This is a genomic window from Pseudoalteromonas denitrificans DSM 6059 (assembly GCF_900112265.1).
GTDB classification, from domain to species: Bacteria; Pseudomonadota; Gammaproteobacteria; order Enterobacterales; family Alteromonadaceae; genus Pseudoalteromonas; species Pseudoalteromonas denitrificans.
The window spans coordinates 38,729-62,833 of sequence record NZ_FOLO01000031.1 but is presented as its reverse complement, the minus strand read 5'-3'; the positions used below and the strand labels follow the sequence as shown (position 1 = coordinate 62,833).

The 24,105-nt window shown below is 35.3% G+C and carries 18 protein-coding genes, 3 tRNA genes and 1 rRNA gene; 8 read left to right on the top strand and 14 right to left on the bottom strand.

All coding sequences use genetic code 11. From position 1 onward, the window contains the following. Window positions 1-46: 46 nt before the first annotated feature. A 5S ribosomal RNA gene (rrf, locus tag BM088_RS17085) occupies window positions 47-161 on the top strand. 419 nt (window positions 162-580) lie between these two features. On the opposite strand, the gene BM088_RS17080 is transcribed toward rrf, so the two are convergent. The 5 genes from BM088_RS17080 to orn form a co-directional block, all read right to left on the bottom strand. Further along, a complete protein-coding gene (locus BM088_RS17080; RefSeq protein WP_091987112.1) occupies window positions 581-2,395 on the bottom strand; it encodes a cation:proton antiporter in 1,815 nt (604 codons plus the stop codon). A 183-nt stretch (window positions 2,396-2,578) separates the two neighbouring features. After that, window positions 2,579-2,654, bottom strand: a tRNA-Gly gene (locus BM088_RS17075). Window positions 2,655-2,771: 117 nt separating this feature from the next. Further along, a tRNA-Gly gene (locus BM088_RS17070) sits at window positions 2,772-2,847 on the bottom strand. Between the two features lie 116 nt (window positions 2,848-2,963). Then, a tRNA-Gly gene (locus tag BM088_RS17065) sits at window positions 2,964-3,039 on the bottom strand. A 182-nt stretch (window positions 3,040-3,221) separates the two neighbouring features. Next, entirely contained in the window at window positions 3,222-3,767 is a 546-nt protein-coding gene (orn, locus tag BM088_RS17060; protein ID WP_091987108.1) for an oligoribonuclease, read from the bottom strand. Window positions 3,768-3,889: 122 nt separating this feature from the next. On the opposite strand from orn, the gene rsgA reads away from it, so the two are divergent. Together rsgA and asd are read left to right on the top strand one after the other, a co-directional pair. After that, window positions 3,890-4,966 carry a small ribosomal subunit biogenesis GTPase RsgA gene (gene rsgA / locus BM088_RS17055; RefSeq protein WP_091987104.1) on the top strand — a complete coding sequence of 359 codons (1,077 nt, stop codon included), beginning with the start codon at window positions 3,890-3,892 and terminating at the stop codon, window positions 4,964-4,966. A 36-nt stretch (window positions 4,967-5,002) separates the two neighbouring features. Next, window positions 5,003-5,869: an archaetidylserine decarboxylase gene (gene asd, locus BM088_RS17050; protein WP_091987099.1), complete on the top strand. Its 867-nt coding sequence runs from the start codon at window positions 5,003-5,005 to the stop codon at window positions 5,867-5,869. Between the two features lie 39 nt (window positions 5,870-5,908). Here asd and BM088_RS17045 read toward each other — a convergent pair whose 3' ends face one another. Then, complete coding sequence (locus tag BM088_RS17045) at window positions 5,909-8,071, bottom strand: M14 family zinc carboxypeptidase (RefSeq protein WP_177208086.1); 2,163 nt, start codon at window positions 8,069-8,071, stop codon at window positions 5,909-5,911. A gap of 183 nt (window positions 8,072-8,254) precedes the next feature. After that, a complete protein-coding gene (locus BM088_RS17040; protein ID WP_091987092.1) occupies window positions 8,255-10,051 on the bottom strand; it encodes an acyl-CoA dehydrogenase C-terminal domain-containing protein in 1,797 nt (598 codons plus the stop codon). 206 nt (window positions 10,052-10,257) lie between these two features. Here BM088_RS17040 and BM088_RS17035 point away from each other — a divergent pair, with 206 nt between their 5' ends. Beyond that, entirely contained in the window at window positions 10,258-11,397 is a 1,140-nt protein-coding gene (locus BM088_RS17035; RefSeq protein WP_091987088.1) for a ribosomal protein uL16 3-hydroxylase, read from the top strand. Between the two features lie 45 nt (window positions 11,398-11,442). Here BM088_RS17035 and BM088_RS17030 read toward each other — a convergent pair whose 3' ends face one another. Next, entirely contained in the window at window positions 11,443-13,470 is a 2,028-nt protein-coding gene (locus tag BM088_RS17030; protein ID WP_091987085.1) for a methyl-accepting chemotaxis protein, read from the bottom strand. A gap of 86 nt (window positions 13,471-13,556) precedes the next feature. Between BM088_RS17030 and BM088_RS17025 the strand changes: the two genes are divergently transcribed. Next, window positions 13,557-14,348 (top strand): Rossmann-fold NAD(P)-binding domain-containing protein, encoded by a 792-nt coding sequence (locus tag BM088_RS17025; protein ID WP_091987082.1) that lies wholly within the window; start codon window positions 13,557-13,559, stop codon window positions 14,346-14,348. Between the two features lie 71 nt (window positions 14,349-14,419). On the opposite strand, the gene hutC is transcribed toward BM088_RS17025, so the two are convergent. Beyond that, window positions 14,420-15,127 carry a histidine utilization transcriptional repressor HutC gene (hutC, locus tag BM088_RS17020; RefSeq protein ID WP_091987079.1) on the bottom strand — a complete coding sequence of 236 codons (708 nt, stop codon included), beginning with the start codon at window positions 15,125-15,127 and terminating at the stop codon, window positions 14,420-14,422. Between the two features lie 137 nt (window positions 15,128-15,264). Here hutC and hutI point away from each other — a divergent pair, with 137 nt between their 5' ends. Continuing rightward, the gene (hutI, locus tag BM088_RS17015) at window positions 15,265-16,500 is read left to right on the top strand and encodes an imidazolonepropionase (RefSeq protein ID WP_091987077.1); all 1,236 of its coding nucleotides are present in this window, start codon (window positions 15,265-15,267) and stop codon (window positions 16,498-16,500) included. An 88-nt stretch (window positions 16,501-16,588) separates the two neighbouring features. Then, window positions 16,589-18,415 (top strand): GGDEF domain-containing phosphodiesterase, encoded by a 1,827-nt coding sequence (locus BM088_RS17010; protein WP_091987074.1) that lies wholly within the window; start codon window positions 16,589-16,591, stop codon window positions 18,413-18,415. 33 nt (window positions 18,416-18,448) lie between these two features. Here the strand turns inward: BM088_RS17010 and rraA are convergent, their stop codons facing one another. Next, window positions 18,449-18,955, bottom strand: a complete 507-nt coding sequence (gene rraA, locus BM088_RS17005) for a ribonuclease E activity regulator RraA (RefSeq protein ID WP_091987071.1) — start codon at window positions 18,953-18,955, stop codon at window positions 18,449-18,451. A gap of 176 nt (window positions 18,956-19,131) precedes the next feature. Between rraA and BM088_RS17000 the strand changes: the two genes are divergently transcribed. After that, window positions 19,132-21,012 (top strand): methyl-accepting chemotaxis protein, encoded by a 1,881-nt coding sequence (locus BM088_RS17000; RefSeq protein WP_091987067.1) that lies wholly within the window; start codon window positions 19,132-19,134, stop codon window positions 21,010-21,012. 130 nt (window positions 21,013-21,142) lie between these two features. Here BM088_RS17000 and BM088_RS16995 read toward each other — a convergent pair whose 3' ends face one another. The 4 genes from BM088_RS16995 to BM088_RS16980 all read right to left on the bottom strand — a co-directional run bounded on the left by BM088_RS16995 (window position 21,143) and on the right by BM088_RS16980 (window position 24,098). Beyond that, on the bottom strand, window positions 21,143-21,532 hold the full coding sequence (locus tag BM088_RS16995) for a gamma-butyrobetaine hydroxylase family protein (protein ID WP_091987064.1): 390 nt from the start codon (window positions 21,530-21,532) through the stop codon (window positions 21,143-21,145). A 76-nt stretch (window positions 21,533-21,608) separates the two neighbouring features. Then, window positions 21,609-22,937 (bottom strand): ATP-dependent protease ATPase subunit HslU, encoded by a 1,329-nt coding sequence (hslU, locus tag BM088_RS16990; protein WP_091987060.1) that lies wholly within the window; start codon window positions 22,935-22,937, stop codon window positions 21,609-21,611. 11 nt (window positions 22,938-22,948) lie between these two features. Further along, entirely contained in the window at window positions 22,949-23,467 is a 519-nt protein-coding gene (gene hslV, locus BM088_RS16985) for an ATP-dependent protease subunit HslV (protein ID WP_091987056.1), read from the bottom strand. A gap of 121 nt (window positions 23,468-23,588) precedes the next feature. Continuing rightward, window positions 23,589-24,098, bottom strand: coding sequence for an SPOR domain-containing protein (locus BM088_RS16980; RefSeq protein ID WP_091987051.1), 510 nt, complete (start codon window positions 24,096-24,098; stop codon window positions 23,589-23,591). Window positions 24,099-24,105: the final 7 nt, after the last annotated feature.

The following is a 24,105-nucleotide window of genomic DNA, read 5'->3' as shown; positions in this document are numbered from 1 at the left end:
ATTATTAAAGACAAAAACAAGAACAAAGCAAGATGAAAAGAATTTGCTTGGTGACAATAGCGTTTTGGACCCACCTGACTCCATGCCGAACTCAGTAGTGAAACGAAACAGCGCCGATGATAGTGTGGGGTTTCCCATGTGAAAGTAGGACATCGCCAGGCTCCTAATTAGAGAAACCCGATACAGCAATGTGTCGGGTTTTTTCGTTTTTGTATTTTAGAAATTTTGTACTGCCAAGCAAGTCAAACTCGTATAATAGTAAAAAGCCCAACTCATTGAGTTGGGCTTTTTAGTTTCTGGCATTTAAACCTATTTTTTAATAATGGATGTATCGACAGACTCAAGGTTTTCAAATTAAAAGAAACACGATACAGCAATGTCTCGGTTTTTCTACGTTTGGATTTAAATTTTTTTGAATGATGATTCTTATTTTTATGCCAACTGAGGCAATCTTAAAATTAACAAACTAAAAAATTGTCATTTCAAATTACTATTCGCTAAAACCAGATATAACAAGGTGTCGAATTTTTATGTTTTAGTTTTTGAAAAATACATCTATACGCTAATTGATACTTAAAGCCTAAGATGTTTCTTTTGGTATCGTAATTTTTGCAGGTTGCATTGCTATAACCATCTCACCTTCTTCAGGTGTACAAGTTTTTGGAGTGAAAGGTGTTACATGACCTGATGAATTAATGATGAAAAGGGGAATCGCTTCTTTATTTACTTCTAAATAATTACACCAGGTAAATTCTTGAGCAATTCTTGTCGTACTTACTTTACCTCCTTTAGCTATTAAATTACTTAGACGTGTGAAAGAAGTATTGTTCTCTTCATTTTCAGTTAAAAATAGTATTTGCCGTGATAAAAAAGTTGCACTGTCTTTGTTTGCTTTGGCGTGTATGTTTGAAGACTTCAATGAAAATACATTTTTATCTTTTATCAAATGAGAAAAGTATTGCACTCCTAAAGCGTTATGGTGTCGATTAGGAGATAATGCTAATACAGTTTTAATGTCTGTCATGGGGAGGTACCTTTCTGCATGCTCAGACTGCGGGTTACCATAATAACAAGGTAAACCATTCATTCTTGCCATTTTGCAGTTTTCCCACGCAGGGTCAGATAAGTAAATATCAATATTTTGTTCTTCAAGTCCTTTTGCTATCGCCCTTGCAACATGATTAGCACCAATAATTAAAATTGTGGAAGGCTCTGGTCGGTGCATTTTCAATAATTTTACTAATGGTAAAGCGGTTAGACTTTGTAAAATGACAGTTACGATAATGACTGTAAAAATAAGAGGGACTATTTTTTCAGAATCTTTTATACCTTGCTCAGCCAAACTGAGAGAGAAAACAGAACCAACAGCTGCAGCGACTATTCCTCTTGGTGAGATCCAAGCTAGCAGTAGCTTTCCTTTGAACGTAAGTTCCGAATTTAAGGTGGAAACTGCAATACACAGTGGGCGAGCCACAAATAATACTATGACCAAAAATATAACGACTGTTGGTCCTAGTAATAATAATTCTGATAATTTTAATCTTGCTGCCAATAGTATAAATAATGCTGAAATTAAGATCATGGAAAGATCTTCTTTAAATTCTAAAATAGGATCTAGTTCGAGATCATCCTGATTTGCCAACCAAATCCCATATACGGTAACGGCTAAAAGCCCAGACTCATGGCTTAAGGAGTTTGAAAGTGAGAAGATGAATAAAACAAATGCTAAAACTGAAAATTTTTGTAGTTCATATGGGATCCAGTCTCGACGAAATAAAAAAGTTGTTAGCCATCCAATTAAAGCACCTAATGATAGACCTATAAAGAGGGTGGCAAATAAAGCAAAAATCGTATGACTTAAAGCGTTTGTAGGTCCGGCAAATTTGACAGTTTCAAAAACAAGAACAGCAAATAAAGCGCCAATTGGATCTATGACAATGCCTTCCCAGCGCAATATTCTATCGACATCTAAACTCGGCCTCATGATGTTTAGTAAAGGAGTGATTACTGTAGGGCCTGTAACAACCAATACTGCACCTAAAACAGCTGATACGCGCCAATCTATGTCTAATAGCCAAAAGCAGCTTAATGCAATAATGGTAAAGGTTGTAAACATACCGATTGAGCAAAGATTCCTAACAACTTTTCCAATGCCTTTTAGCTCTCTAAAATGCAATGTAAGAGACCCTTCAAATAATATAATGGCCACTGAAAGTGAAATAATTGGAAACAATAAGTCACCAAGTAGCTCATCGGGGTTTAAAATTGAAAAGATTGGCCCTAATAATAAGCCGATTAATAGTAAGAATAAAATTGCAGGGACTTTAAATACCCAAGCGAGCCATTGAGCCAAAACAGAGAATAGTGCGATACCTGCAATATATATTGCTGCCATATAAACGATTGCTCCATTAAGTTTAATCTCAATCGCTGTAAGTATATGTGTTGTTTTTAAAATGGCGAATATTTGATTTTTATTACTTGAAGAAAGGTGTATAAGTTATTTGTGTTTGAAAGTATGAGTGCTAATTTAATCAAGTTTAGATTTGAAATTACTATTTAATAGAAAGGAAGTTTTTGGAGCGGTACACGAGGCTCGAACTCGTGACCTCGACCTTGGCAAGGTCGCGCTCTACCAGCTGAGCTAGTACCGCATCACATTTAGAACATATTTTAAGCGTTTGTACGACTTTTTCACAAGAACGCTTTAGCAGCTGAACTAATACTGCAATAAATTATTTATTTGTAATTGATTAAACTATTGTAATTTTTGGAGCGGTACACGAGGCTCGAACTCGTGACCTCGACCTTGGCAAGGTCGCGCTCTACCAGCTGAGCTAGTACCGCATCACATTTAGAACATATTTTAAGCGTTTATATGAATTTGTCACAACTAACGCTTTAGCAGCTGAACTAATACTGCAAAAAATAATTTATTTTAAGTGAATAAACTATTGTAATTTTGGAGCGGTACACGAGGCTCGAACTCGTGACCTCGACCTTGGCAAGGTCGCGCTCTACCAGCTGAGCTAGTACCGCATCACATTTAGAACATCTTCTAAAAGCTACTGCGATTTTATCGCTAGTAACATTTTAATATCCGATCTAATATTACATTATTTAACATGCCATGAATAAGAAAACACCCCGCAGGTTGTTCTCCTAAGCGGGGCGAGATAATACTGGAAATGATTTTTTTTGCAAGTTTTTTGTTTTAAAAGTTACAAATTAAAAAATTCTGTACGATATATCTTCAGTTCCATAATCGATTCTCGAATATCTTCTAAAGCGAGGTGTTCACCTTTCTTTTTCACATGCTTTAAAATGTCAGGCTTCCATCTACGGGCAAGCTCTTTGATTGTGCTGACATCTAAATTTCTGTAATGGAAATAATCTTCTAAATTAGGCATATAGACATTCATAAAGCGACGGTCTTGACCTATAGAGTTACCACACATAGGTGAAGCGCCTTTTGGCACCCATTTTTTTAGGAAGTCTTCAGTCAGTTTTATAGCATCTTGTTCACTATATGTACTTTCACGGCAGCGTTTGGTTAAGCCAGATTTGCCATGCTGATTTACACACCAAGGATCCATATTGTCGAGTAACTCATCACTTTGATGAATTGCAATAACAGGTCCTTCAGCCAATATATTTAGCTCACTATCTGTTACAATAGTGGCAATTTCCAATATTTTGTCTGTACGAGGCTCTAAACCTGTCATTTCAAGGTCAAGCCATATTAAATTAGATTCATGAAAAGACATAAATTACCTTAGCGGTGCTTTCCTTTCGATTTTAAGCAATTAGTTATATCATAATACGCTTCTGATATGGATTAAACGATTTTTTTTAAAGCAACCCAATTTAATTAAGTTATAGGCTAAATGTGACAAAACGAAAGAAACTGAGCAAAGGTCAATCCAGAAGGATTAAAGAAAACCATCAAAAACGCCTGAACTCAGCAACTCAAGCTGATGAAATGACTAAAAATTCGGTAAGTAAAGGTCAACCTGAGTGGCAAAATGATAACTTAGGAGGAACTGAAGCTGCTGTTGTTATTAGTCGTTTTGGTCAACATGCTGATATTGAAACCGTAGATCAAGATATTTTACGCTGTAATATTCGACGTACAGTGAGTAATATTGTTTGTGGTGATAACGTTATATTCCGTAGAGCGAAGGTAAGTCAAGGTGATTTAGCGGGTGTAATCGAAGCTGTTGAAGAAAGAAAAACACAATTAACACGTCCTGATTTTTATGATGGTGTTAAAGTTGTAGCTGCTAATATAGATCAAATATTGATGGTATCTGCTGTTTTACCTGAGTTTACTCCTAGTATTATTGATCGCTACCTTGTTGCTTGTGAAGACATGGGTATAAAACCGATATTAATTTTAAATAAAGTTGATTTACTTGATAATGAAACATTAGAGTATGTGCAAAGCGTGCTGGATATTTATCGTGGAATTGGTTATCAAGTTTATTTAATGAGTAATAAAACGGGTGAAGGTATAACACAACTAAAAACTTTGTTAGTCGATAAAAATAGCATTTTTGTTGGTCAAAGTGGTGTAGGTAAATCCACCTTAGTAAATACTTTACTTCCAGAATCTAATATTTTAACTAAAGATGTATCTGAAAATAGTGGTTTAGGGCAACATACAACAACAGTGTCTCGCTTACATCACTTAGCTTCAGGTGGTAATTTAATTGACTCACCAGGAATCCGTGAGTTTGGTCTGTGGCATCTAGAGCCAGACCGAGTAACTTGGTGCTTTAAAGAATTCAGAGAGTTTCTCGGCGGTTGTAAATTCAGAGATTGTAAGCACTTGAATGATCCCGGTTGCCTTATTAAAGAAGCGCTAGAGAATGGCAAAATTTCAAAACTTCGCTTTGAAAGTTATCATAAAATATTAGAATCGATGGCTGATGGGCGTGCAGGTGCACGTGCACCAAGAGTTTAAAAAATATTTTCTTGAATTTAAGAAAGGAACACATTTGTGAGTTTGGATAAATTTAAAATTGCAATGCAGTACGCAATGCCTAAACATTTGGTATCTCGTGTAGTAGGTAAATTAGCGCAAGCTGAAGCGGGTGCTTTAACAACAACATTGATTAAAGCTTTTATCAAACAATATCAAATTGATATGACTGAAGCTGAACATGAAGACCCTAGCTACTATAAAAGTTTTAATGAATTTTTTACGCGTCCATTGAAAGATGGTTTACGCCCAATTGCTACTGAACAGCATGTCATAGCGCATCCAGTTGATGGAAAAATAAGTCAGTTAGGTGATATTGTTGATGACAGATTAATTCAAGCAAAAGGTCATGATTTTAGTTTGCAAGCATTACTCGGCGGCGAAGAAAAAACGGCAACACCATTTCATGGTGGTAAATTTGCAACTATTTATTTAGCACCAAAAGATTATCATCGTATTCATATGCCTATTGATGGTACGTTAAAACAAATGATATATGTGCCTGGAGATTTGTTTTCTGTAAACCCTTTGACAGCACAAAATGTACCTAACTTATTTGCTCGAAACGAGCGAGTAGTGGCTATTTTTGAAACGGAAATAGGGCCTTTAGCTATGGTTTTAGTAGGAGCTACAATTGTTGCGAGCATTGAAACTATTTGGTCAGGCACTGTAACACCGCCTGCAGGTAAAAAAGTATTTAGCTGGGATTACCCTACTGAGGGTGATAATAAAATCAGCTTGAAAAAAGGTGAAGAAATGGGGCGCTTCAAATTAGGTTCCACGGTTATTTTAGCCTGGCCACAGCAAGTTGCTGAGTTTCTAGAAGGAGAAGTACCTGAAACTACTACTAGAATGGGCCAACCATTTGCTAAAATTACAAAGTAATTTTAGCAAATGCAGGGTTAGCTACCCTGCATTTATTTTTTATTTGTGTTTTACTCTTAAAAAAACAATTAAAATTAATAAATTATAAATAAAGCTTCCTCCAGAACTTTGTGTTTTTTCTAGTGTTGGTTCTTGAGTAACGACTTGTGTAGTTATAATTTCCTGCGTGAGTACTGAGGTTTGATTGTGTTCATCGGTTACGGTTAAGGTCACTGTAAAATTGCCGGTACTGGCATAATCATGACTCGTTACCATAGTATCTGAATAAGTTGAATCCCCAAAATCCCACTTATAAATTAAGTTATCGCTATCTAGATCTATGGTATCTGATGCATCAAATTTACATGTTATGTTTGAGCATATTGCAGAAAACTTAATGTCAGGTTTTAAAAGCTCAGTCACAGTAAAATCATAATTTTGTGTAGTGTGTAACCCAATTGAATTGGTCACGGTATAAGTTGCTTGATAACTACCTAAGCTTGGGAAAATAAAATCTGTTGCTTTATTGATACTCGTTCTACCATCTTCTAGCTGCCATAAATAGCTGTTTGCTATTTCTTTACCTAACAGGTGACATTTAGCACCTTGGCAATTTATATCAGCATTTGCTATAGGTTGTGAAAGCGTCAGTGTTTTTGCTGAAACAGGACCTTGGCTGTTACTGCTGTCTTCACCTTTAAAGTAAACCGTTATTTGATCATTGACTAAATCGTCTCGTTTTATTCGTGCAGTAAACACCTCTTTACTTGTGTCTGCGGCCCCATCTTTTATTTCAGCTTGTAAGCTGTTTTCTTCATTAGGGTATGCTCCTATGCTATACCAAACCTTATTTATATTTTGTTTAGCCTCTATACCACCTTTAGTGCTAAATTGCTCATCAGTGGCCAATACATCAATGGTAATATAGATATCATCGGCATCTGTTATTTCAATAGAAGCAATGTCAGGTCCGGAGGTTATCAAATATGGAGCCTCAACAGCTTTGGCTGCATAAAGTAATGCCTTTAAATTATCGGGCTTTATTTTATTATTATAGATATTACAACTTTGGAAAAAGGCAGTTCCTAGTTCAAATGTGATATGAGCAATACCAAGTTCGCCATAAGCTAAATTATCAGATGTACCATCGGTTGGGTATAAACCTACAGATTGTCCTGGATCGTATCCATTGAAATAAGCTAGCTTGCGTCCTAATGCTTGAAGGCCTTTATTATTTGGTGCTAAAGTTTCTGTGTGTCCAAAAGGCCAGAGAATAAGCTCGCTATAACTATGAATATCTAAATATAAACCTTTAGTATCTATTGGAGCTGCATCAGTATCACTCTCACCCCTCACGTCAGGGTAAATTGAACGTACATAAGCCTCAATGGCCGAAACTTCTGGTTCTGATGCTGGGTGTGTGCCTCGATAGGTTTCATCGCAATCATTACCACTAGAGCCCCCGTCAACTGTATTCCAACCAAATGAGAAATTCCTGTTTAAATCTATCCCTGTATGTCCTTGTGAGCAATGATTTATATTGACATTTTTACGTTGAAAAACACCTGTTTCTGCTATTTTTCGGCCATCGGGGTTTGTTTGAAATAAAATATGAATTTGATGGCGATTCAAAATCCAATTTATATCTGGATCTGAATCATAGTTTTGGAGTAAATTCTTTGCAAAGTCGAGAGTTAAAGCCGCCGTTGTATATTCTCTTGCATGCATGGCACTTTGTATAAATAAAATTGGAGGGTCGATGAGACTTTGTTTACCTATTTTTAATACTTTTAAATCGTAACCTTTATCGCCATTTATCTTTTGCCAAGAATCACCTATATCAATCCACTGGGCTAGGTTAGGGTTTTGTATTACAAGTTTGTCCGCTTCTGTAAATGTTTCTTCAACAGTTTCATAACAATTAAAACCTGGAATTCCTCCCATTTGATTAGCTGAGCTTCGTCTTTGAATTGTACTTAGTTTTTTTTGCCACTTTTTATCCGCGGCTGTGAGTGTTATGCCTTTTTTTTCTAATAAACGTACTTCTTTATTGGTAAGTTCTAATAATAATCCGTCATCTTCTGATGCAAGCAAAGCATGGTGAAAGCTAATTTTTGTTTTAATTTTTTGCTTTTGATCAGAGAACTCAGCCAAATAAACAGATGGTGAGCTGCTTGATAAAGTAAGCGAAGCTGCAAAGGTTAAAGCATTTATGAGAGTCATACTAATTTCCATGTATTAAGTTACGTTATTGATTATAAGTTAATCATTGTCAGGAATGATGTCTAGGCTTATGTAAACGTTTGTATAAATATTTGGGAAGTAGTTTGAATAAATGAATGGCCAAACAATAAATTTAAATCATTAATTTGGCCAAAGGGTTTAGTTTTATTTTATAAGTTGGATTTAAAAAGTAAAATCTTCTGCATCAAGTGCCATTAATGAGTCTGCACCATTTAAAATACATGCAACGTGACCTTTTGCTCTTGGTAACATGCGTTGAAAGTAAAAGCGTGCAGTTTTAATTTTTGCTTCATAAAATTTAGTTTCATCAGTGCCTTCAGCCAGCTTTTGCTGAGCTGTTTTAGCCATACGAGCCCAAAAATACGCTAAAGTTACATACCCTGAGAACATTAAATAATCGACTGATGCGGCACCCATTTCATCTGGGTTAGCCATTGCTTTATCACCTATCGTTTGTGTTAATTGTTGCCATTGACCTATGTTTTTCATAATAGGTTCAATAAACTCTTTCATGTTTTCATCTGTAGCATTGTGTTGGCAAAATCCAGCTACTTCACTAGCAAAAACTTCTAATAATTTACCCTTTGAACCTAGGACTTTACGTGCTATTAAATCGAGTGCTTGAATACCGGTTGTACCTTCATAAAGGCAACTAATTTTAGTATCTCGCATAATTTGTTCCATGCCCCATTCTTTGATGAAACCATGACCACCATATACTTGCACACCATGGCTTGCACTTTCAAATCCAAGTTCGGTTAAAAATGCTTTAGCAATGGGAGTTAACAGAGCGAGTTTGTTATTTGCTTCTACTTTTAGAGTTTCATCTTTTTCGGCATGAGTAATATCGACTAATTGACCTAAATAACTTATTAAAGCTCGACCCCCTTCTGCAATTGATTTTTGTGTCAGTAGCATACGACGTACATCTGGGTGAACTATAATAGGATCAGCAGTACCTTCTGGGTTTTTAACACCTGATAGCGAGCGCATTTGTAATCTATCTTTTGCATAAGCTAAAGAACCTTGAAATGCTAATTCTGCTGCTGCTACTCCTTCCATTGCAACACCTAGACGTGCTGAATTCATGAAAGTGAACATGCAGTTTAAACCGCGGTTTTCTTCACCAATTAAATAACCTTTGGCATTATCAAAGTTTATTACGCAGGTGGCATTTGCGTTGATCCCCATTTTATGCTCAATAGATCCACAAGCTACTTGGTTTTTATCTTCTTTTTGTCCATCTTCAGACACATTAAATTTAGGTACGATAAATAATGAGATACCTTTTACGCCAGCTGGTGCTCCCGGTAGGCGTGCTAGGACGATATGAATAATATTATCGGATAAGTCATGTTCACCAGCAGATATAAATATTTTTGAACCTGTAATATTATAAGTACCATCTTCATTTGGTTCAGCTTTTGAACGTAACATGCCTAAATCAGTGCCACAATGTGCTTCCGTTAAGCACATTGTGCCAGTCCACTCACCAGATACTAAATTTGGCATGAACATTTTTTTTTGTAAATCGGAACCATGATCTTCTAAAGTTGCAATAGCGCCATGGCTTAAGCCAGGATACATAGCAAAACTATGATTAGCAGTTGACATCATTTCTGAAACAGCATTATTCAAAGAGTGGGGTAAACCTTGGCCGCCAAAGTCTATATCTTGTGATAGAGTCGGCCAGCCACCTTCGACGTATTGATTATAAGCATCTTTAAAACCATCAGGTGTGGTCACCACTCCTTCATTCCAGTGACAACCTTGTTGGTCACCTATTTGATTTAATGGTGCAATTACTTGTTCAGTGAACTTACTTGCTTCGGTCAAGATAGCATCGACCATATCTGGAGTAGCATCTTCATAACCAAGCTTTTCATAATGAGTTTCACAATCTAATAATTCTTGCATTATAAACTTAGTATCGCGAAGTGGTGCTTTATATTCCGGCATTTTGCTTTCTCCAAATGAAATTTATTATTTTACTGGTCGGATGAGTTGGTTGTATTCGATTAAAGCATGAACCTAGTTAAAATAAAAGTAAGAAATTAAGGTTTGTGATATAAATTATAAAATTAGTTATTGAACTTTTGATCTTATCGAGCTTTCAGTTAAAAACGAGTTGATATCCTGTTTAAAAATATTATCAGGCAATATTTATGCTTCAACTTAATTTAAATCAATTAACACCAGCTGATTTCTTAGCTTTATATTGGCAAAAACAACCTTTAGTAATTCGACAAGGTTTTAAGGATTTTCAAGATTTTTTAACTCCCAATGAGTTAGCCGGATTAGCATGTGATGACTTAGTTGAGTCACGGATTGTGTATCAAAAAAATGATAATTGGCATGCAGAATTTGGTCCTTTTGAAACTTATGAAAGGTTAGGTAAATCAGGTTGGTCTTTGCTTGTTCAAGCTGTCAACAATTGGGTGCCTGAAATATCTAATTTAGTAGACTGCTTTGATTTTATTCCTCGTTGGCGATTTGATGATGTCATGGTGAGCTATGCAACACCTGGCGGTGGTGTAGGACCACATATAGACCTTTATGATGTATTTATTTGTCAGGGTTCTGGTCGTCGACGTTGGCGAGTCGGTGATAAAGGTGAGCATCAGGAGTTTGCTGCGCATCCAGCGTTATTACATACAGAAGCATTTGACTCTATTATTGATGTCGAGTTATTACCAGGTGATATCTTGTATATACCACCAAGGTTTCCTCATGAAGGTGTGACAATAGAAGAGTCAATGAGCTTTTCAGTGGGTTATCGTACGTCATCAGCAAAAGAGATGCATAGTGCACTGGCTGATCATTTAATTGATAAAGAATTAGCGTCAGATCAAATAGAAGATCCTGATAGGAAATTAAATATTTGCAGTGGTGTAATTGATAATACTGATTTTTCACTAATCAAAAATCAGCTATTTAATACTTTAGATGATAATTTGATCAGTGAATTTTCGGGTTGTTATTTAACACAATCTAAATGTGAACTTGATTTGCCTGAGGAAATTTTTAGCTTTGATACTGTATATTTATTTGAGAATATTCAACAAAAAGAACTGATTCGATTGGGAGGATTACGGTGTTTGTATTTTGAAAGATCTGTTTCACAGGGGGTTTTTTATATTAATGGCGAACAGATAAAATTGGCACCTGAATTTTCATCCATTATTTATTTGTTATGTGATCATCACAGTTTATCTTTGGATATGCTAAATCCGATATTAAATAATGAATATTTAACTGACTTATTATTAGATTGGATTAATTTAGGATATTGGTATTTTGATTAAAGTTAATAAAGACCTTGAATGAATCAAGGTCTTGAGTATACATCATTAAAGTTTAAATTGATTAACGCTCGTATTAAGATCAGAAGCAAGTTCATTTAAATCATTTGCTTCACTGGCTAATTCATTTGCATGCTCAGAAGTATTATTTACTAAATCATTAATTGCATTTAGGCTTGTATTAATATCTTCAGCAACTAAAGTTTGTTGCTCGGTTGCCGTAGCAATTTGATGACTTTGATCTTGCACGACCGCAACGGAATGACTAATCGCTTTAAGCGAGTCTAAAACATCTTGCGTTTGCGTTACTGAATTTTCGGCCTGATTTTTACCTTGTTGCATCATAGTTGAGGCTTGTTGTGCTATTTGCTGCAGCTTAGTGATCATATTTCTAATATCATCGGTTGATTCTTGTGTGCGACTTGCAAGTGAGCGAACTTCATCGGCAACAACAGCAAAACCTCGACCTTGTTCACCCGCTCTAGCGGCTTCTATAGCTGCATTTAAAGCAAGTAAATTTGTTTGTTCAGCAATAGAGTTGATTACATCAACTACCGCTCCGATATTACCTGATTCTTGTTCCAACCCTGATACAATTTGTGAAGCTTCTCCGATATGTGTAGCTAAAGTTGTCATCGCTGTTTGTGCATCATTAGAAATTCCCGTGCCTACTTTCGTTAGGCTTTGGACTTCTTCGGCAGCGGTGTTTGTTTCTTGTGCATTGCGTGATATTTCTAGAACTGTAGTTGCCATCTCAGTGACGGCTGTGCTGACGCTATCAACTTGTTGCTTTTCTTGCTGTATTTCTGAATTTGTTTCATAAGAAACTTTACTGAGTTGTTCTGATGCTACGCCTACTTGTTCGGCTTGTTTCGCTGTGCTTGATAGCAAAGCGTGTAATTTACTGATGAAATTATTCATATGCTCTGCAAGTTGGCCAACTTCATCGGTTCTTTGAATATCTATTTTTCTAGTTAAATCCCCATCTCCAGATGCAATGTCCTGCATTATTTCCGTTAATTCTATGATAGGTTTGCTGATCATCTGAGTTGCCCAAAAAATAACGGCCACTATAATTAATAAAATAATTAATACACTCATGCTAGTAGTAAAAACAGCATTATCTACAGGATCTTCTATGATATTCATCGGGATTAATAAACCAACATACCAATCTAAAAGAGGCTTATCTAATTGTAACCGGTTATATACAACGTAATAGTCTTTGCCTTTGAATGATACTGTACTATTACCTGCAAGGTTTGATTTCATGGCATAGTTTAATTCAGAAAAACCAGATGTATTTTGAAATGCAGTATCAAGTGCATCTAAACCTTGTTTTCCTTTTGGGTCTTCATCGGTAATTGATAACTTGTGAGCTGTTTTATTTGAAAGATGTACAACTTTTTGTTTTTCGTCTAATAAAAAACCATAACCTTGACCATTAAAGTTAATTGTTTCAATCATATCTGCAATTTTATTAAGTTGTAGATCTATGCCTCCAATGCCAATAAGTTGGTTTGATTTGTTGTAAACTGGTTGTTGTAAGGCAGAAGAAACTGTGCCTTCTGAAAAATCAACTGAAAGAGAACCGACATAGAGTTTGTTATATGCAAGTGCTTCTTTCCACCATGGGCGTTTATAAGTGTAATAATCTTCACCTTTGGCTTCAAATGTGCGTGCGTTTTCTCTGAAATAAACGCCAGTATTAGCAGAGCCAAAAAAAGCAGAGAGAATATTATCGTCATTGCTACTTATACGGATGAAATCTTGATTTACTTCTTTAAAACCCTCTGAAGTATTAAGGTCAATGGTACGATCATCATAGTTTTCAAACCATTTAATAAAATGGGGATTGGTGACAAATGTTTCAACTAAACGTCCATATTGTGTGAAATATGATTCAATAGATAATTTTTGAGATTCAAGATAATTCTTAGCTTCATTTTCAACTGAGCTTCTAGATAATGAAGCGATATGATTAACTAAATAAGTTGATGCTATTATCAATAATATGGTGATAGTACCACCAATTAAAAAGAGAATTTTTTTTCTAATAGAGAGATTCTGAAACATAATATTTACTACAGCTCGTCATTCAATAGATAATGTTAATATAATCATATATCTTATCTAACTACTACTATATTGATTAATTGTTAATGAAAAATACATTTAAAAAAGTTGTTATTTTAGGCGCAGGTTGGCTTGGTAAAGAATTAATGAGTATTTTGCATGAAAATGGAGTATTTACTCAAGCAACAATACGTTCAGAGCAAGAAGCACAAAAGCAAAAGTTGCAGTTTTACTATGTAAATGAAAATTTAGAGCTAAAGCATAATATTGATTTACAAGATGCTTATTGGGTTTCTTGTATCACACCAAAAAGTAATTATGTAGCGAGTTTGGAGCATGCTTTAAAGCTTGCTAATAAATTAAAAATGAAAGGTTTTTTATTATGCTCATCTACGGGGATATACCCAAGTGAAATGAAAGTATTTGATGAGAAAAGTATAATAAGCCATGTCACGAATAAACAAAAACTATTAGAGCAAGCAGAGCAATTAGTATTGCGATTAGGTGATAAAGGTAAAGTGGTACGGCTTGCAGGTTTAATGGGGAGGAATCGTCATCCAGGTCAGTTTGTTGCAGGAAAAAGATTAAATGCGAGTGCTCTGGCAAGTGTTAATATGTTGCACCAAAAAGATGCGATTTATGGCATTATATATTTATTAAATCATTGGCAACATGCTGATAATATTTATAATTTAACGGCGCCTGATCATCCGTCAAAACAAAAGTTTTATTCTCAAGCGTGTCAGTTATTAAATAATATGGAACCTAGTTTTAGTCATTATGAGGTTGAAAATCGCATTATTGATGGCAATAAAATTACACAACTGGGCTATAGGTATTATTATCCATCATTAGCAACAGCTTTACTGAATTGCTAAAAAACCGATAGCAGGATAGGGTTTTATTTTTAAAATTAAATTATCTTTTTAGCTAAGGTTAAGTTAGTCATTTATTTTTTGAATGTTAAATGGCCGCCTAAGCGATATTTAGAACCTGGAGATACTAAGCGGGCAAAACTTACGACGCCTTTTGTTGACCAGGTTCGTCGGATAACTTGTAAGCAGGGTTCTTCATTATATAATGTAAGCCACTCACATATATCAGCTGAAGGTATGACTGCTTCGACGGTATGTCTTGCTTCTGTAAGTGGTGCTGCTTGACATAAATATTCATGTGGCGTGATATGCTCAAAGTTTTGTTGTAAATATTCAGGTGCAAGTTCTGGATTCACAAAACGTTCTTCTGCCTGTATTGGCTTCTCGTTTTCTAAATGAACGAGTACAGTACGATAAACTACCGAGTCTATCTCAACACCCAAGGCAATGGCAATTGGCGCGATCGCTTCAATTGACTCTAAAATGATAGGAGTACAAGAATAAAGACCACCTCGATCTTTTACTTCATCAGCTATATTTTTAATTTCTAATAAAGATGATTGTGATTTAAAGCTTGCAACAAAAGTACCTAAACCTTGTGAACGCGTTAAAATGCCTTCATCTGATAGTTCAGTTAAGGCACGTCTGGCAGTCATTCGGCTCACAGAAAATTGCACTGTAAGTTCGTTTTCTGATGGAATTCGGCTATGCTCAGGCCATTCACCTGACTTTATTTTGTCGATAATAAAGCGCTTAATTTGTGCAAATTTAGGTTTAATCATCGTCAATACCATTTGTATCTTGTTAAGTGAGTTGATTGTAAATAGAGTATATCTATTATTATAAAGTGACATACATTACTTGTATATACAAGCTCTAGTGTTAGACTATTTAAAATTTTATTGGGGTTTGGATTGATATGAATTTAGTTGAAGAGTTTGACCAAGTTATAATTGACGTGAATATAGCCACTATGGACCCTACAATTTCAAAAGCTTATGGCACAATTGAAAATGCAGCTTTAGCACTCAAAGATGGAAAAATAGCTTGGTTAGGAAAATATGAGGATTTACCTGAGTTTGATACTTTATCTACGCCCGTTGTAGCAGCTAAAGGGAAGTGGTTAACACCAGGACTGATAGATTGTCATACTCATCTAGTATTTGGTGGTTCTCGTGCGCGTGAATTTGAAATGCGTTTACAAGGTGTTTCATATCAGGAGATCGCTGCACAAGGGGGCGGTATTGTTTCAACCGTAAAAGCAACACGCTTAGCTTCTGAGGAAGAACTGTTTGTTACTGCTAAAAAAAGATTAAATGCGTTATATAGTGAAGGTGTAACAACTGTTGAGATCAAATCTGGTTATGGTTTGGATACAGAATCTGAAATTAAAATGCTTCGTGTCGCTAAGTTGCTAGGTGAGCATCATAAAGTTGATGTTAAAACAACATTTTTAGGCGCACATGCTCTACCTCCAGAATACAAAAATGATCCAGATGCATACATAGATTTAGTGTGTGAAGAAATGATGCCTAAAGTCGCGCAGCTGGGTCTTGCCGATGCCGTAGATGCTTTTTGTGAAGGTGTGGGTTTTTCAAATGAACAAACACGTAAAGTATTTGAAAAAGCAAAATCTTTAGGTTTACCTGTTAAACTTCATGCGGAACAACTTTCTAATTTAAAAGGCGCTGAATTAGTCGCTGAATTTAAAGGTTTATCTGCTGATCATATCGAGTTTTTGGATGAAGCAGGCGTAAAAGCTATGGCTGCTTCAGGTACTGTTGCAGTGTTATTACCCGGTGCATTTTATATTTTAAGGGAAACACAATTACCACCGATAAAGCTACTACAACAATATAATGTGCCAATAGCGATATCAACCGATTTTAATCCGGGCACATCTCCCGTTTGTTCACTAAAGTTAATGATGAATATGGGTTGTACACTTTTTAGTATGACACCAGAACATGTTTTAGCGGGTGTAACAGTAAATGCTGCCAAGGCATTAGGGTTAAATGATCGGGGAATTATAGCGAAAGGAATGCGAGCTGATATGGTTTTGTGGGATATTACTCATCCAGCAGAACTTGCTTATCAGTTTGGGGTTAATCCACTTGAAAAACAGTGGATTGATGGTGAGAATGTCGTAATTTAAGATATACTCCCTTAATACATGTGCTACTTTAATTTTCATTGAATACGTTAATTTATGTGGCACTGAAATATCATAAAGAGGCTGATGAATGTATCGATTTAGCATACTGTTTATTTTAGCTATGATTTTTTATGCACCTATTACGTATGCATCAACAACTTCAGTAACTGGGCATTTAAATAGTTTTTTTGCTGGAATGGTGTTTTTAGCATTATTTTTATGTATGCAGATAACGCAAGTAATTACTCACAGATTACTAAATTTAGCATCTGCAATTACAGCTTTATTATTTTTAAGTTTTGATAGTATCTGGCTTTTATTTGTATTTTTATCTTTGAACCTAATACATATTATTTATTTATGTAGCCTGTCATTCAAAAATGTCAAAATTAAAATTGGTGTATTTTGTATCTTGGGTCTAGTTGTTAGCTTATCAGCGCTAGTTTGGATTTCCGTTATACCCTTAAGTAGTTTCTCACTGATCTCCGTCGTCCTTTTACTTTCACAATCAAATGTAATAACACAGTTAAATTTTCAAAATAATGAAACTACCAATATTCGTCAGCTATATACACACAATGGAACTCAAGGGTTGTTATTGCCAGATCGTGCTCTTTTAAAGCAGGCTTTCAGTAATTGGCGTAAACAAGGGCATGAAGAGTGCCTTTTTGTATTGTTAAAATTTGATGGTTTGATTGAAATTAATCAAAGGTTAGGGCATGAATTTGGTGATATATTATTAACGCAAGTAGCAACGCGTATTAAAAATCAATTACACCATGATGATTTAATTACGATGTTGGAGCAAAATGATGAAAAAATAAAACTGGCTCATATAAGCAGTGTTGATTTTGTTTTTATTATAGGCAATGGTAAACATCAGCATTTGCATGAAAAACTCATTCACCAAATTCAAGCTGCAACGGAGCAAGCCTCTGTGATAAAAGGTCATTCACATAGTGTTTCATTGAAAGCTTCTTTTGCTCAAGGTGACAAAAATGCAACTATTGAAAGTTTGATTGAAAATACATATTTAGCAATTGATAGCGTTCAGTATGAAGGTGAGCGTATTGCACAATATCAACCACACATGTCTTTAGAGCAACAGCAACAATTAACAATCATTGGTGAATTAGCTGCTTTGAATTTTGATGAGGCCTTTGAATTATATTTTCACCCAATTATTGTATTAGAAACAAATAAAGTTGAGTTTGTTGAACTATTACTTAGATGGAAACATCCTGATAAAGGGGTGTTGAATGCCGCCTTTTTTGTGAATGAAATAAGGTTAGCTGGTTTAGCGTATGATGTTGCAATATGGGTATTTGAAAAAGCGGCTGAAATTGCGCTCGCATTAAAATGTCAAAATATAAAAATACCTGTGAGTATTAATTTATTTGGTGCAGAATTATTGCAAGATGAATTTATTGAAAAAGTTGATCTCATATTAAAAGAACATAATTTAACAACGCAAGATATTATTATTGAATGCCCTGCAAATATTCTAACAAATTTTGATGATAGCGGTTCTATGATGTTAAAAAGGCTCAAATCGATAGGCTTTCCTATTTGTTTAGATGATGTGGGTGCTAGTCCGTTATCTCTTTCGAACTTATCTCATTTGCCTTTAAGCTACATTAAAATAGATGAACACCTTATTAAAGAGCTTAGTCGTAATGTAAATGCACGGACTTTATTAGGGGGCATCATTGATATGGGTAATAATTTACAAACACGTGTCATTTGTGAGGGGATAGAGTCGGAGCAATTGCTTGAGTTTATTGGGGCTTTTAACTGTTATGGTGCTCAAGGGTATGTATTTACTAGGCCTTTACATTCAGAAGGTTTGTCTAGTTGGTTAACGCAATGGCAAAAAAAATTAGATGATAATATTATTCCTTATCATCTCGATTGATGGTTTTATTAAACTAGAGACTTATTAAACGGATTATCCATCTACAGAATAGTTTTCTTCGGATTCAAGTGGCTCAGGAGATAAAATCATGCCAGTACTATCTGAATATATATAATCATCATCAAAAAATGAAACTCCAGCAAAATTAACACCTATATTTGTTTCACCATGGCCATTGCTATCGGCAGCTACAGGTATAGAGGCTATGGCTTGAATGCCAATATCTAGCTCTTCTAACTCATCAACATGGCGTACAGAACCATACACAACCAAACCTTGCCAATTATTCTCTAGTGCAAGTTCAGCAAGTTCGATGTCAATTAAGGCACGGCGTGTTGAACCTCCGCCATCAATTAAAAGTACTGTGTCTGTTCCATCTTGTTCTAATATATCTCGGATCAATTCATTGCTTTCAAAACATTTAATTGTTTTAACTTGTCCACCAAATGACGTTCTACCACCAAAGTTTATGAACATAGGTTCTAAAACATCAATTAGATTAGGGTATTTATCACATAATGCAGATGTATTGTATTCCATGTTGTGATCCTTTAAAAAGTCTTAAAAGCAGGTTCTGATAGCAATGGTATTAGTATACCTAGCTTGGAAATCAAGACAATATTTATATTAAGCTATTGATTTTTGATATTAGTAAACAGTTTTATATTTATTATCTATACTTAAAAAATATTTATAAATGTAGGGATAATAAGGGTATGGGTCTATTAGAGCGCTTATCAATTAAAATGCGTTTACAAATAAATGCTTTGGTAGTTGCTATTGCTATGATGGTGATGTTGATAGTAATTATGTTTCAAGCTCAAACTATGCAAACTCTGAATGCTGTAACAGGCATAACCGGAGAGTTAAATGCAATGGAATTAGGCATGCGAAAAGATGAAAAGGATTTTTTGGTATACAAAAAACAAAAAGCATTAGACAAGTTTGAAACAAAATATAATGGAATGTTAAAAAAGCTAGAAGAGCTTAAAGTATATTATGCAGACATGTCGGTAGATCAGAATAAGCTATTAAAATTTGAAAGCTTAGTAAAGCAATACAAACAAGATTTTGATCATGTTGTTAGCTTGCAAAGAGAGATAGGTTTACACCCTAAAGATGCTTTATATGGTGAGTTGAGAGATGCTGTACATCAAGTTGAAGATTTATTAAAACAAAATAAATCATATAAGTTGCTTGCAGGTATGTTGCAATTACGGCGTAATGAAAAAGATTTTATGTTAAGGCATGACTTAAAATATTTAAATAAATTTGAAAATAACATTCAGCAGCTTAATCAAGATGTTGAATCTTCTGGCTTACCTGATCAAACAATAAAAAACTTAGAATCTATGCTGAGTGTATATAAATCTAAATTTACTAAGTTAGTTAGAAGCCGTGAAGCTTTGGGTTTAAATATGGGACTTGGGGCATTAGGTAGAATGAGAGTATCGATAAAAAGTACTGATGCTATGTTTACTAAAATGTTGTTAGAAGCTAACGAAATGACAAGTTCTGCTTCTGTTCAAGCTAAGGTTTCAGCCTTTACTGTTTTTGGTATATCACTTGCGTTAGTGATGTTTTTGGTTTATTTAACAAGTCGTTCGATTATTATTCCGATAAATAAAGTATGTAAAACAATTCATCAAATTAGAGGAGAAAACGATCTTTCAGTATCTATTTTTGATAAGGGCAATGATGAAATTTCTGCTATGACCCATGATTTTAATGGTTTAATTTCAGACTTTAAAACACTGATTTTTGAAGTGAATGCGGCACTTACAACATTAAATATAGCAACAGGGGATTTAGCAGAAACAACCTCAGCAACCAGCGATGGTATGCAAGAGCAGTTACATGAAGCAGATATGGTTGCAACAGCAGCAACACAAATGCAGGCTACTATTCAAGATATTTCTCATAATACTGAGGCGGCAGCACATAAAGCTGAATCTACTAATTTAAGTGCCTTAGAGGGGAAAAGTGAGGTTAATTCAACAGTATCGCGTATTTCTGAACTATCAACTTCACTTGAAGGTGCATCAGAAGTCGTATCGCAATTAGAAAAAGATGGAGAAACCATAGGTTCCGTATTAGATGTTATAAGAGGTATTGCTGAGCAAACGAATTTACTTGCTTTAAATGCGGCAATAGAAGCTGCAAGAGCGGGTGAACAGGGGCGAGGTTTTGCAGTTGTGGCTGACGAAGTCAGATCATTAGCACAAAGAACGCAAGAATCAACACAAGAAATTGAAAGTATCATAAATACCTTGCAGCAAAGAACACAGCAAGTTGTATCTTTAATGCAGCAATGCAGTGTTCAGGGGGATGCTAGTTCTGCGCAGGCCTCAAAAGCAGGTGAACTATTACAATCAATTACTGAAGACGTGCAAAATATTATGGATATGAGCACTCAAATAGCGACTGCGATTGATGAACAAAACTTAGTTGCGTCAGAAGTGAATAAAAACGTGGTAAAAATAAGGGATATTGCTGAGCAAGCAACTGAACATGCAAGTAAAAATGCGCATACCAGTGAGGAAGTTTCTGAACAAGCAAGAGTATTACACTCGGCCATCGCTAAGTTTAAAGTTTAAAGTTTATATAGTTATATGAGCGTCTTTAAAAAAGAGGCTTTATTAAAAAGAAATTATTTTTTTAGAGGATTATTACTGCTTATTGTCAGTTAGCAAGAAAGAATAGCACCTTGTTAGCTGGGAATACCATTTATTGTATTCTAATTGGAATTATCTGTTCTCGGCTTGCATTATGCCTGGTTAGTCGTTGCAAATATGTTTGCCATAATTTATTTTGGTTTAAATTTAAATACTCTAAATATTGCCAGCTATATATACCCGAATCATGTCCGTCATCAAACACTAGCTTTACCGCATAATGACCGATAGGTTCAATGCTGTTTATTTCAACTTGTTTCTTATTCGCGACTAATTTTATTTCTTTAGCGCCATGTCCTTGAACTTCTGCTGAGGGTGAGTGTGTACGTAAATATTCTGCACTTAAATTACATACATTAATGGTATCTGAAGTGACTTCAAAATACACATCGAGTATTTTGGATTTTTTATGGTAATGAAGTTTAGTCACTAATGCAGACATTTAAATTGTCCTGTGTTTTTTATGAAAGCCACAGCCTAATAGCTATGGCTTTTAATTAATTTAAACTGAAAACTTATTAAAGAATAAAGCGGCTTAAGTCTTCATTTTCAACTAGGCTGCCCAGATATTTTTCTACATATTGTGCATTGACTGTTAATGCTTCACCTGCTTTTTCTGATGCATCAAATGAAACATCTTCCATTAACTTTTCCATAACTGTATGAAGACGACGAGCACCAATATTTTCGGTTTTTTCATTTACACGCCAAGCTGACTCTGCGATAGCCACTATTGAATCCGGTGTGAATTCAACATTAACACCCTCAGTACCTAACAATGCAGAGTATTGCTCAGTTAAAGATGCGTGTGGTTCCGTTAATATCCGTTCAAAATCATTTGCACTTAAAGCTTCTAATTCAACCCGAATTGGTAAACGACCTTGTAATTCAGGGATCAAATCAGATGGTTTAGACATTTGAAAAGCACCTGATGCAATAAATAGCATATGATCAGTTTTCACCATGCCATGTTTAGTGCTTACGGTTGTGCCTTCAACAAGGGGTAATAAGTCACGCTGTACGCCTTCGCGACTTACATCTGGACCTGATGATTCACCTCGTTTACAAATTTTATCCATTTCATCAATGAAAACAATGCCATTTTGCTCAACTGCTTGAATGGCTTTTTCTTTTAGATCTTCAGGGTTTACTAATTTTGCCGCTTCTTCTTCAATAAGGAGTTTATATGCTTCCTTAATTTTTAATTTACGAGAAGCTTTTTTATCGCTCGACATGTTTTGGAACATGCTTTGAAGTTGGTTAGTCATGTCTTCCATGCCTGGAGGTGCCATGATTTCAACTCCAACAGGAGACTGTGCAATATCAATTTCTATCTCTTTGTCATCTAATTGACCTTCACGTAACTTTTTACGGAAAACTTGCCTTGTAGATGAGTTGTCTGCAGGTTCTGAATCACCAAATGTATTTTTAGCTGGTGGTAATAAAGCATCAAGAACACGCTCTTCAGCAGCTTCTTCTGCACGATGTTTTACTTTTTTAGTTTCAATTTCTCGCGTTAATTTAATCGAAATATCGGCAAGATCACGAATAATCGTTTCAACTTCTTTACCTACATAACCGACTTCAGTGAATTTAGTTGCTTCTACTTTAATGAAAGGCGCATTTGCTAACTTAGCTAAACGGCGTGCAATTTCAGTTTTACCTACACCAGTTGGGCCTATCATTAATATATTTTTAGGAGTTACTTCTGCTCTGAAGTCTTCATCTAATTGCATTCTGCGCCAGCGATTTCTTAATGCGATAGCAACTGCTTTTTTAGCGTTCTTTTGACCAATGATATGCTGATCTAACTCGTGGACAATTTCTCTTGGTGTCATAGCTGACATAATAAATCCTATTATAATTCTTCGATAGTATGGTTTTGGTTAGTGAAAACACAAATGTTACCTGCGATTGTTAAGCTTTTTTCAGCTATCTCTCGAGCAGATAATTCAGTATTTTCTAACAGTGCTGTTGCTGCTGATTGCGCAAATGCACCACCACTACCAATCGCAATTAAATCATTTTCAGGTTGGATAACATCACCATTACCCGTAATTATCAGTGAAGCGGTTTCGTCTGCTACAGCTAATAAGGCTTCCAGTTTGCGTAGCATTTTATCTGAACGCCAATCTTTCGCCATTTCAACTGCTGCACGTGTTAAGTGACCTTGATGCATTTCAAGTTTACTTTCAAAACGTTCAAATAATGTAAATGCATCGGCGGTTCCGCCAGCAAAGCCTGCAATTACTTTATCGTTATAAAGGCGGCGCACTTTTTTTGCATTGCCTTTCATTACCGTATTGCCAAGTGAAACTTGGCCATCACCACCGATCACAACTTTACCGTCGCGACGTACTGAAACAATTGTAGTCATGTTATTCTCTTTTGTAATGTGAATACAAAGCAGCGTAGGCCGCTTTGTATTATTATGTTTTAGTCTCTAATGACTAGTAGATGGGGGAGGGAGATATTAATTTCAAGTAGTGAAGGTATTATCAATTCCAGAACCAAATATCACAATGTCTTATTTTTGCACGTTTTAGTTTGTTTCTGTCACTTTCTGCTAGGCGTTTTGTTTCATAAGGCCCTAAACGTACTTTAAACCAAGAACCTTGAGGTTTTATAAATGATATCAAACCAGAAAATGCGATTTGTGCTTTTAAGGTTTCAGCTTGTGTTTTTGTTTTGTAAGAGCCGCATTGCATAACATAGGGCCCTTTTTGCTCTATCTCGGTTACTTCTACTTTTACAAGATCGTCTGCTTTAATTTCATCGATAAATGGAGAGATCACAGGTTTTGCTATTATCTCTTTTTTTGTCGCTATTGATTTTTTTCTTTCATTTTGTTTCTGCTCTTTACTATGGGTTGTTATATACCATAGGCCATAACAAGCAGCAGCTGTCAGTATAATAGCTAAAACTATCCATACAATTGGATATTTCTTTTTTGGCTGTTTATTTGCTTTTTTAGGGCGTTTTTTGTTTATAAAATCGTGTTGTACCATTGTATTT

What these genes read in the sequence shown, in the direction of transcription:
- BM088_RS17080 (WP_091987112.1), bottom strand. Translation starts at nt 2,395, where the DNA reads ATGGCAGCAATATATATTGCAGGTATCGCACTATTCTCTGTTTTGGCT.
- orn (WP_091987108.1), bottom strand. Translation starts at nt 3,767, where the DNA reads ATGTCTTTTCATGAATCTAATTTAATATGGCTTGACCTTGAAATGACA.
- BM088_RS17045 (WP_177208086.1), bottom strand. Translation starts at nt 8,071, where the DNA reads ATGACTCTCATAAATGCTTTAACCTTTGCAGCTTCGCTTACTTTATCA.
- BM088_RS17040 (WP_091987092.1), bottom strand. Translation starts at nt 10,051, where the DNA reads ATGCCGGAATATAAAGCACCACTTCGCGATACTAAGTTTATAATGCAA.
- BM088_RS17035 (WP_091987088.1), top strand. Translation starts at nt 10,258, where the DNA reads ATGCTTCAACTTAATTTAAATCAATTAACACCAGCTGATTTCTTAGCT.
- BM088_RS17030 (WP_091987085.1), bottom strand. Translation starts at nt 13,470, where the DNA reads ATGTTTCAGAATCTCTCTATTAGAAAAAAAATTCTCTTTTTAATTGGT.
- BM088_RS17025 (WP_091987082.1), top strand. Translation starts at nt 13,557, where the DNA reads ATGAAAAATACATTTAAAAAAGTTGTTATTTTAGGCGCAGGTTGGCTT.
- hutC (WP_091987079.1), bottom strand. Translation starts at nt 15,127, where the DNA reads ATGATTAAACCTAAATTTGCACAAATTAAGCGCTTTATTATCGACAAA.
- hutI (WP_091987077.1), top strand. Translation starts at nt 15,265, where the DNA reads ATGAATTTAGTTGAAGAGTTTGACCAAGTTATAATTGACGTGAATATA.
- BM088_RS17010 (WP_091987074.1), top strand. Translation starts at nt 16,589, where the DNA reads ATGTATCGATTTAGCATACTGTTTATTTTAGCTATGATTTTTTATGCA.
- rraA (WP_091987071.1), bottom strand. Translation starts at nt 18,955, where the DNA reads ATGGAATACAATACATCTGCATTATGTGATAAATACCCTAATCTAATT.
- BM088_RS17000 (WP_091987067.1), top strand. Translation starts at nt 19,132, where the DNA reads ATGGGTCTATTAGAGCGCTTATCAATTAAAATGCGTTTACAAATAAAT.
- BM088_RS16995 (WP_091987064.1), bottom strand. Translation starts at nt 21,532, where the DNA reads ATGTCTGCATTAGTGACTAAACTTCATTACCATAAAAAATCCAAAATA.
- hslU (WP_091987060.1), bottom strand. Translation starts at nt 22,937, where the DNA reads ATGTCAGCTATGACACCAAGAGAAATTGTCCACGAGTTAGATCAGCAT.
- hslV (WP_091987056.1), bottom strand. Translation starts at nt 23,467, where the DNA reads ATGACTACAATTGTTTCAGTACGTCGCGACGGTAAAGTTGTGATCGGT.
- BM088_RS16980 (WP_091987051.1), bottom strand. Translation starts at nt 24,098, where the DNA reads ATGGTACAACACGATTTTATAAACAAAAAACGCCCTAAAAAAGCAAAT.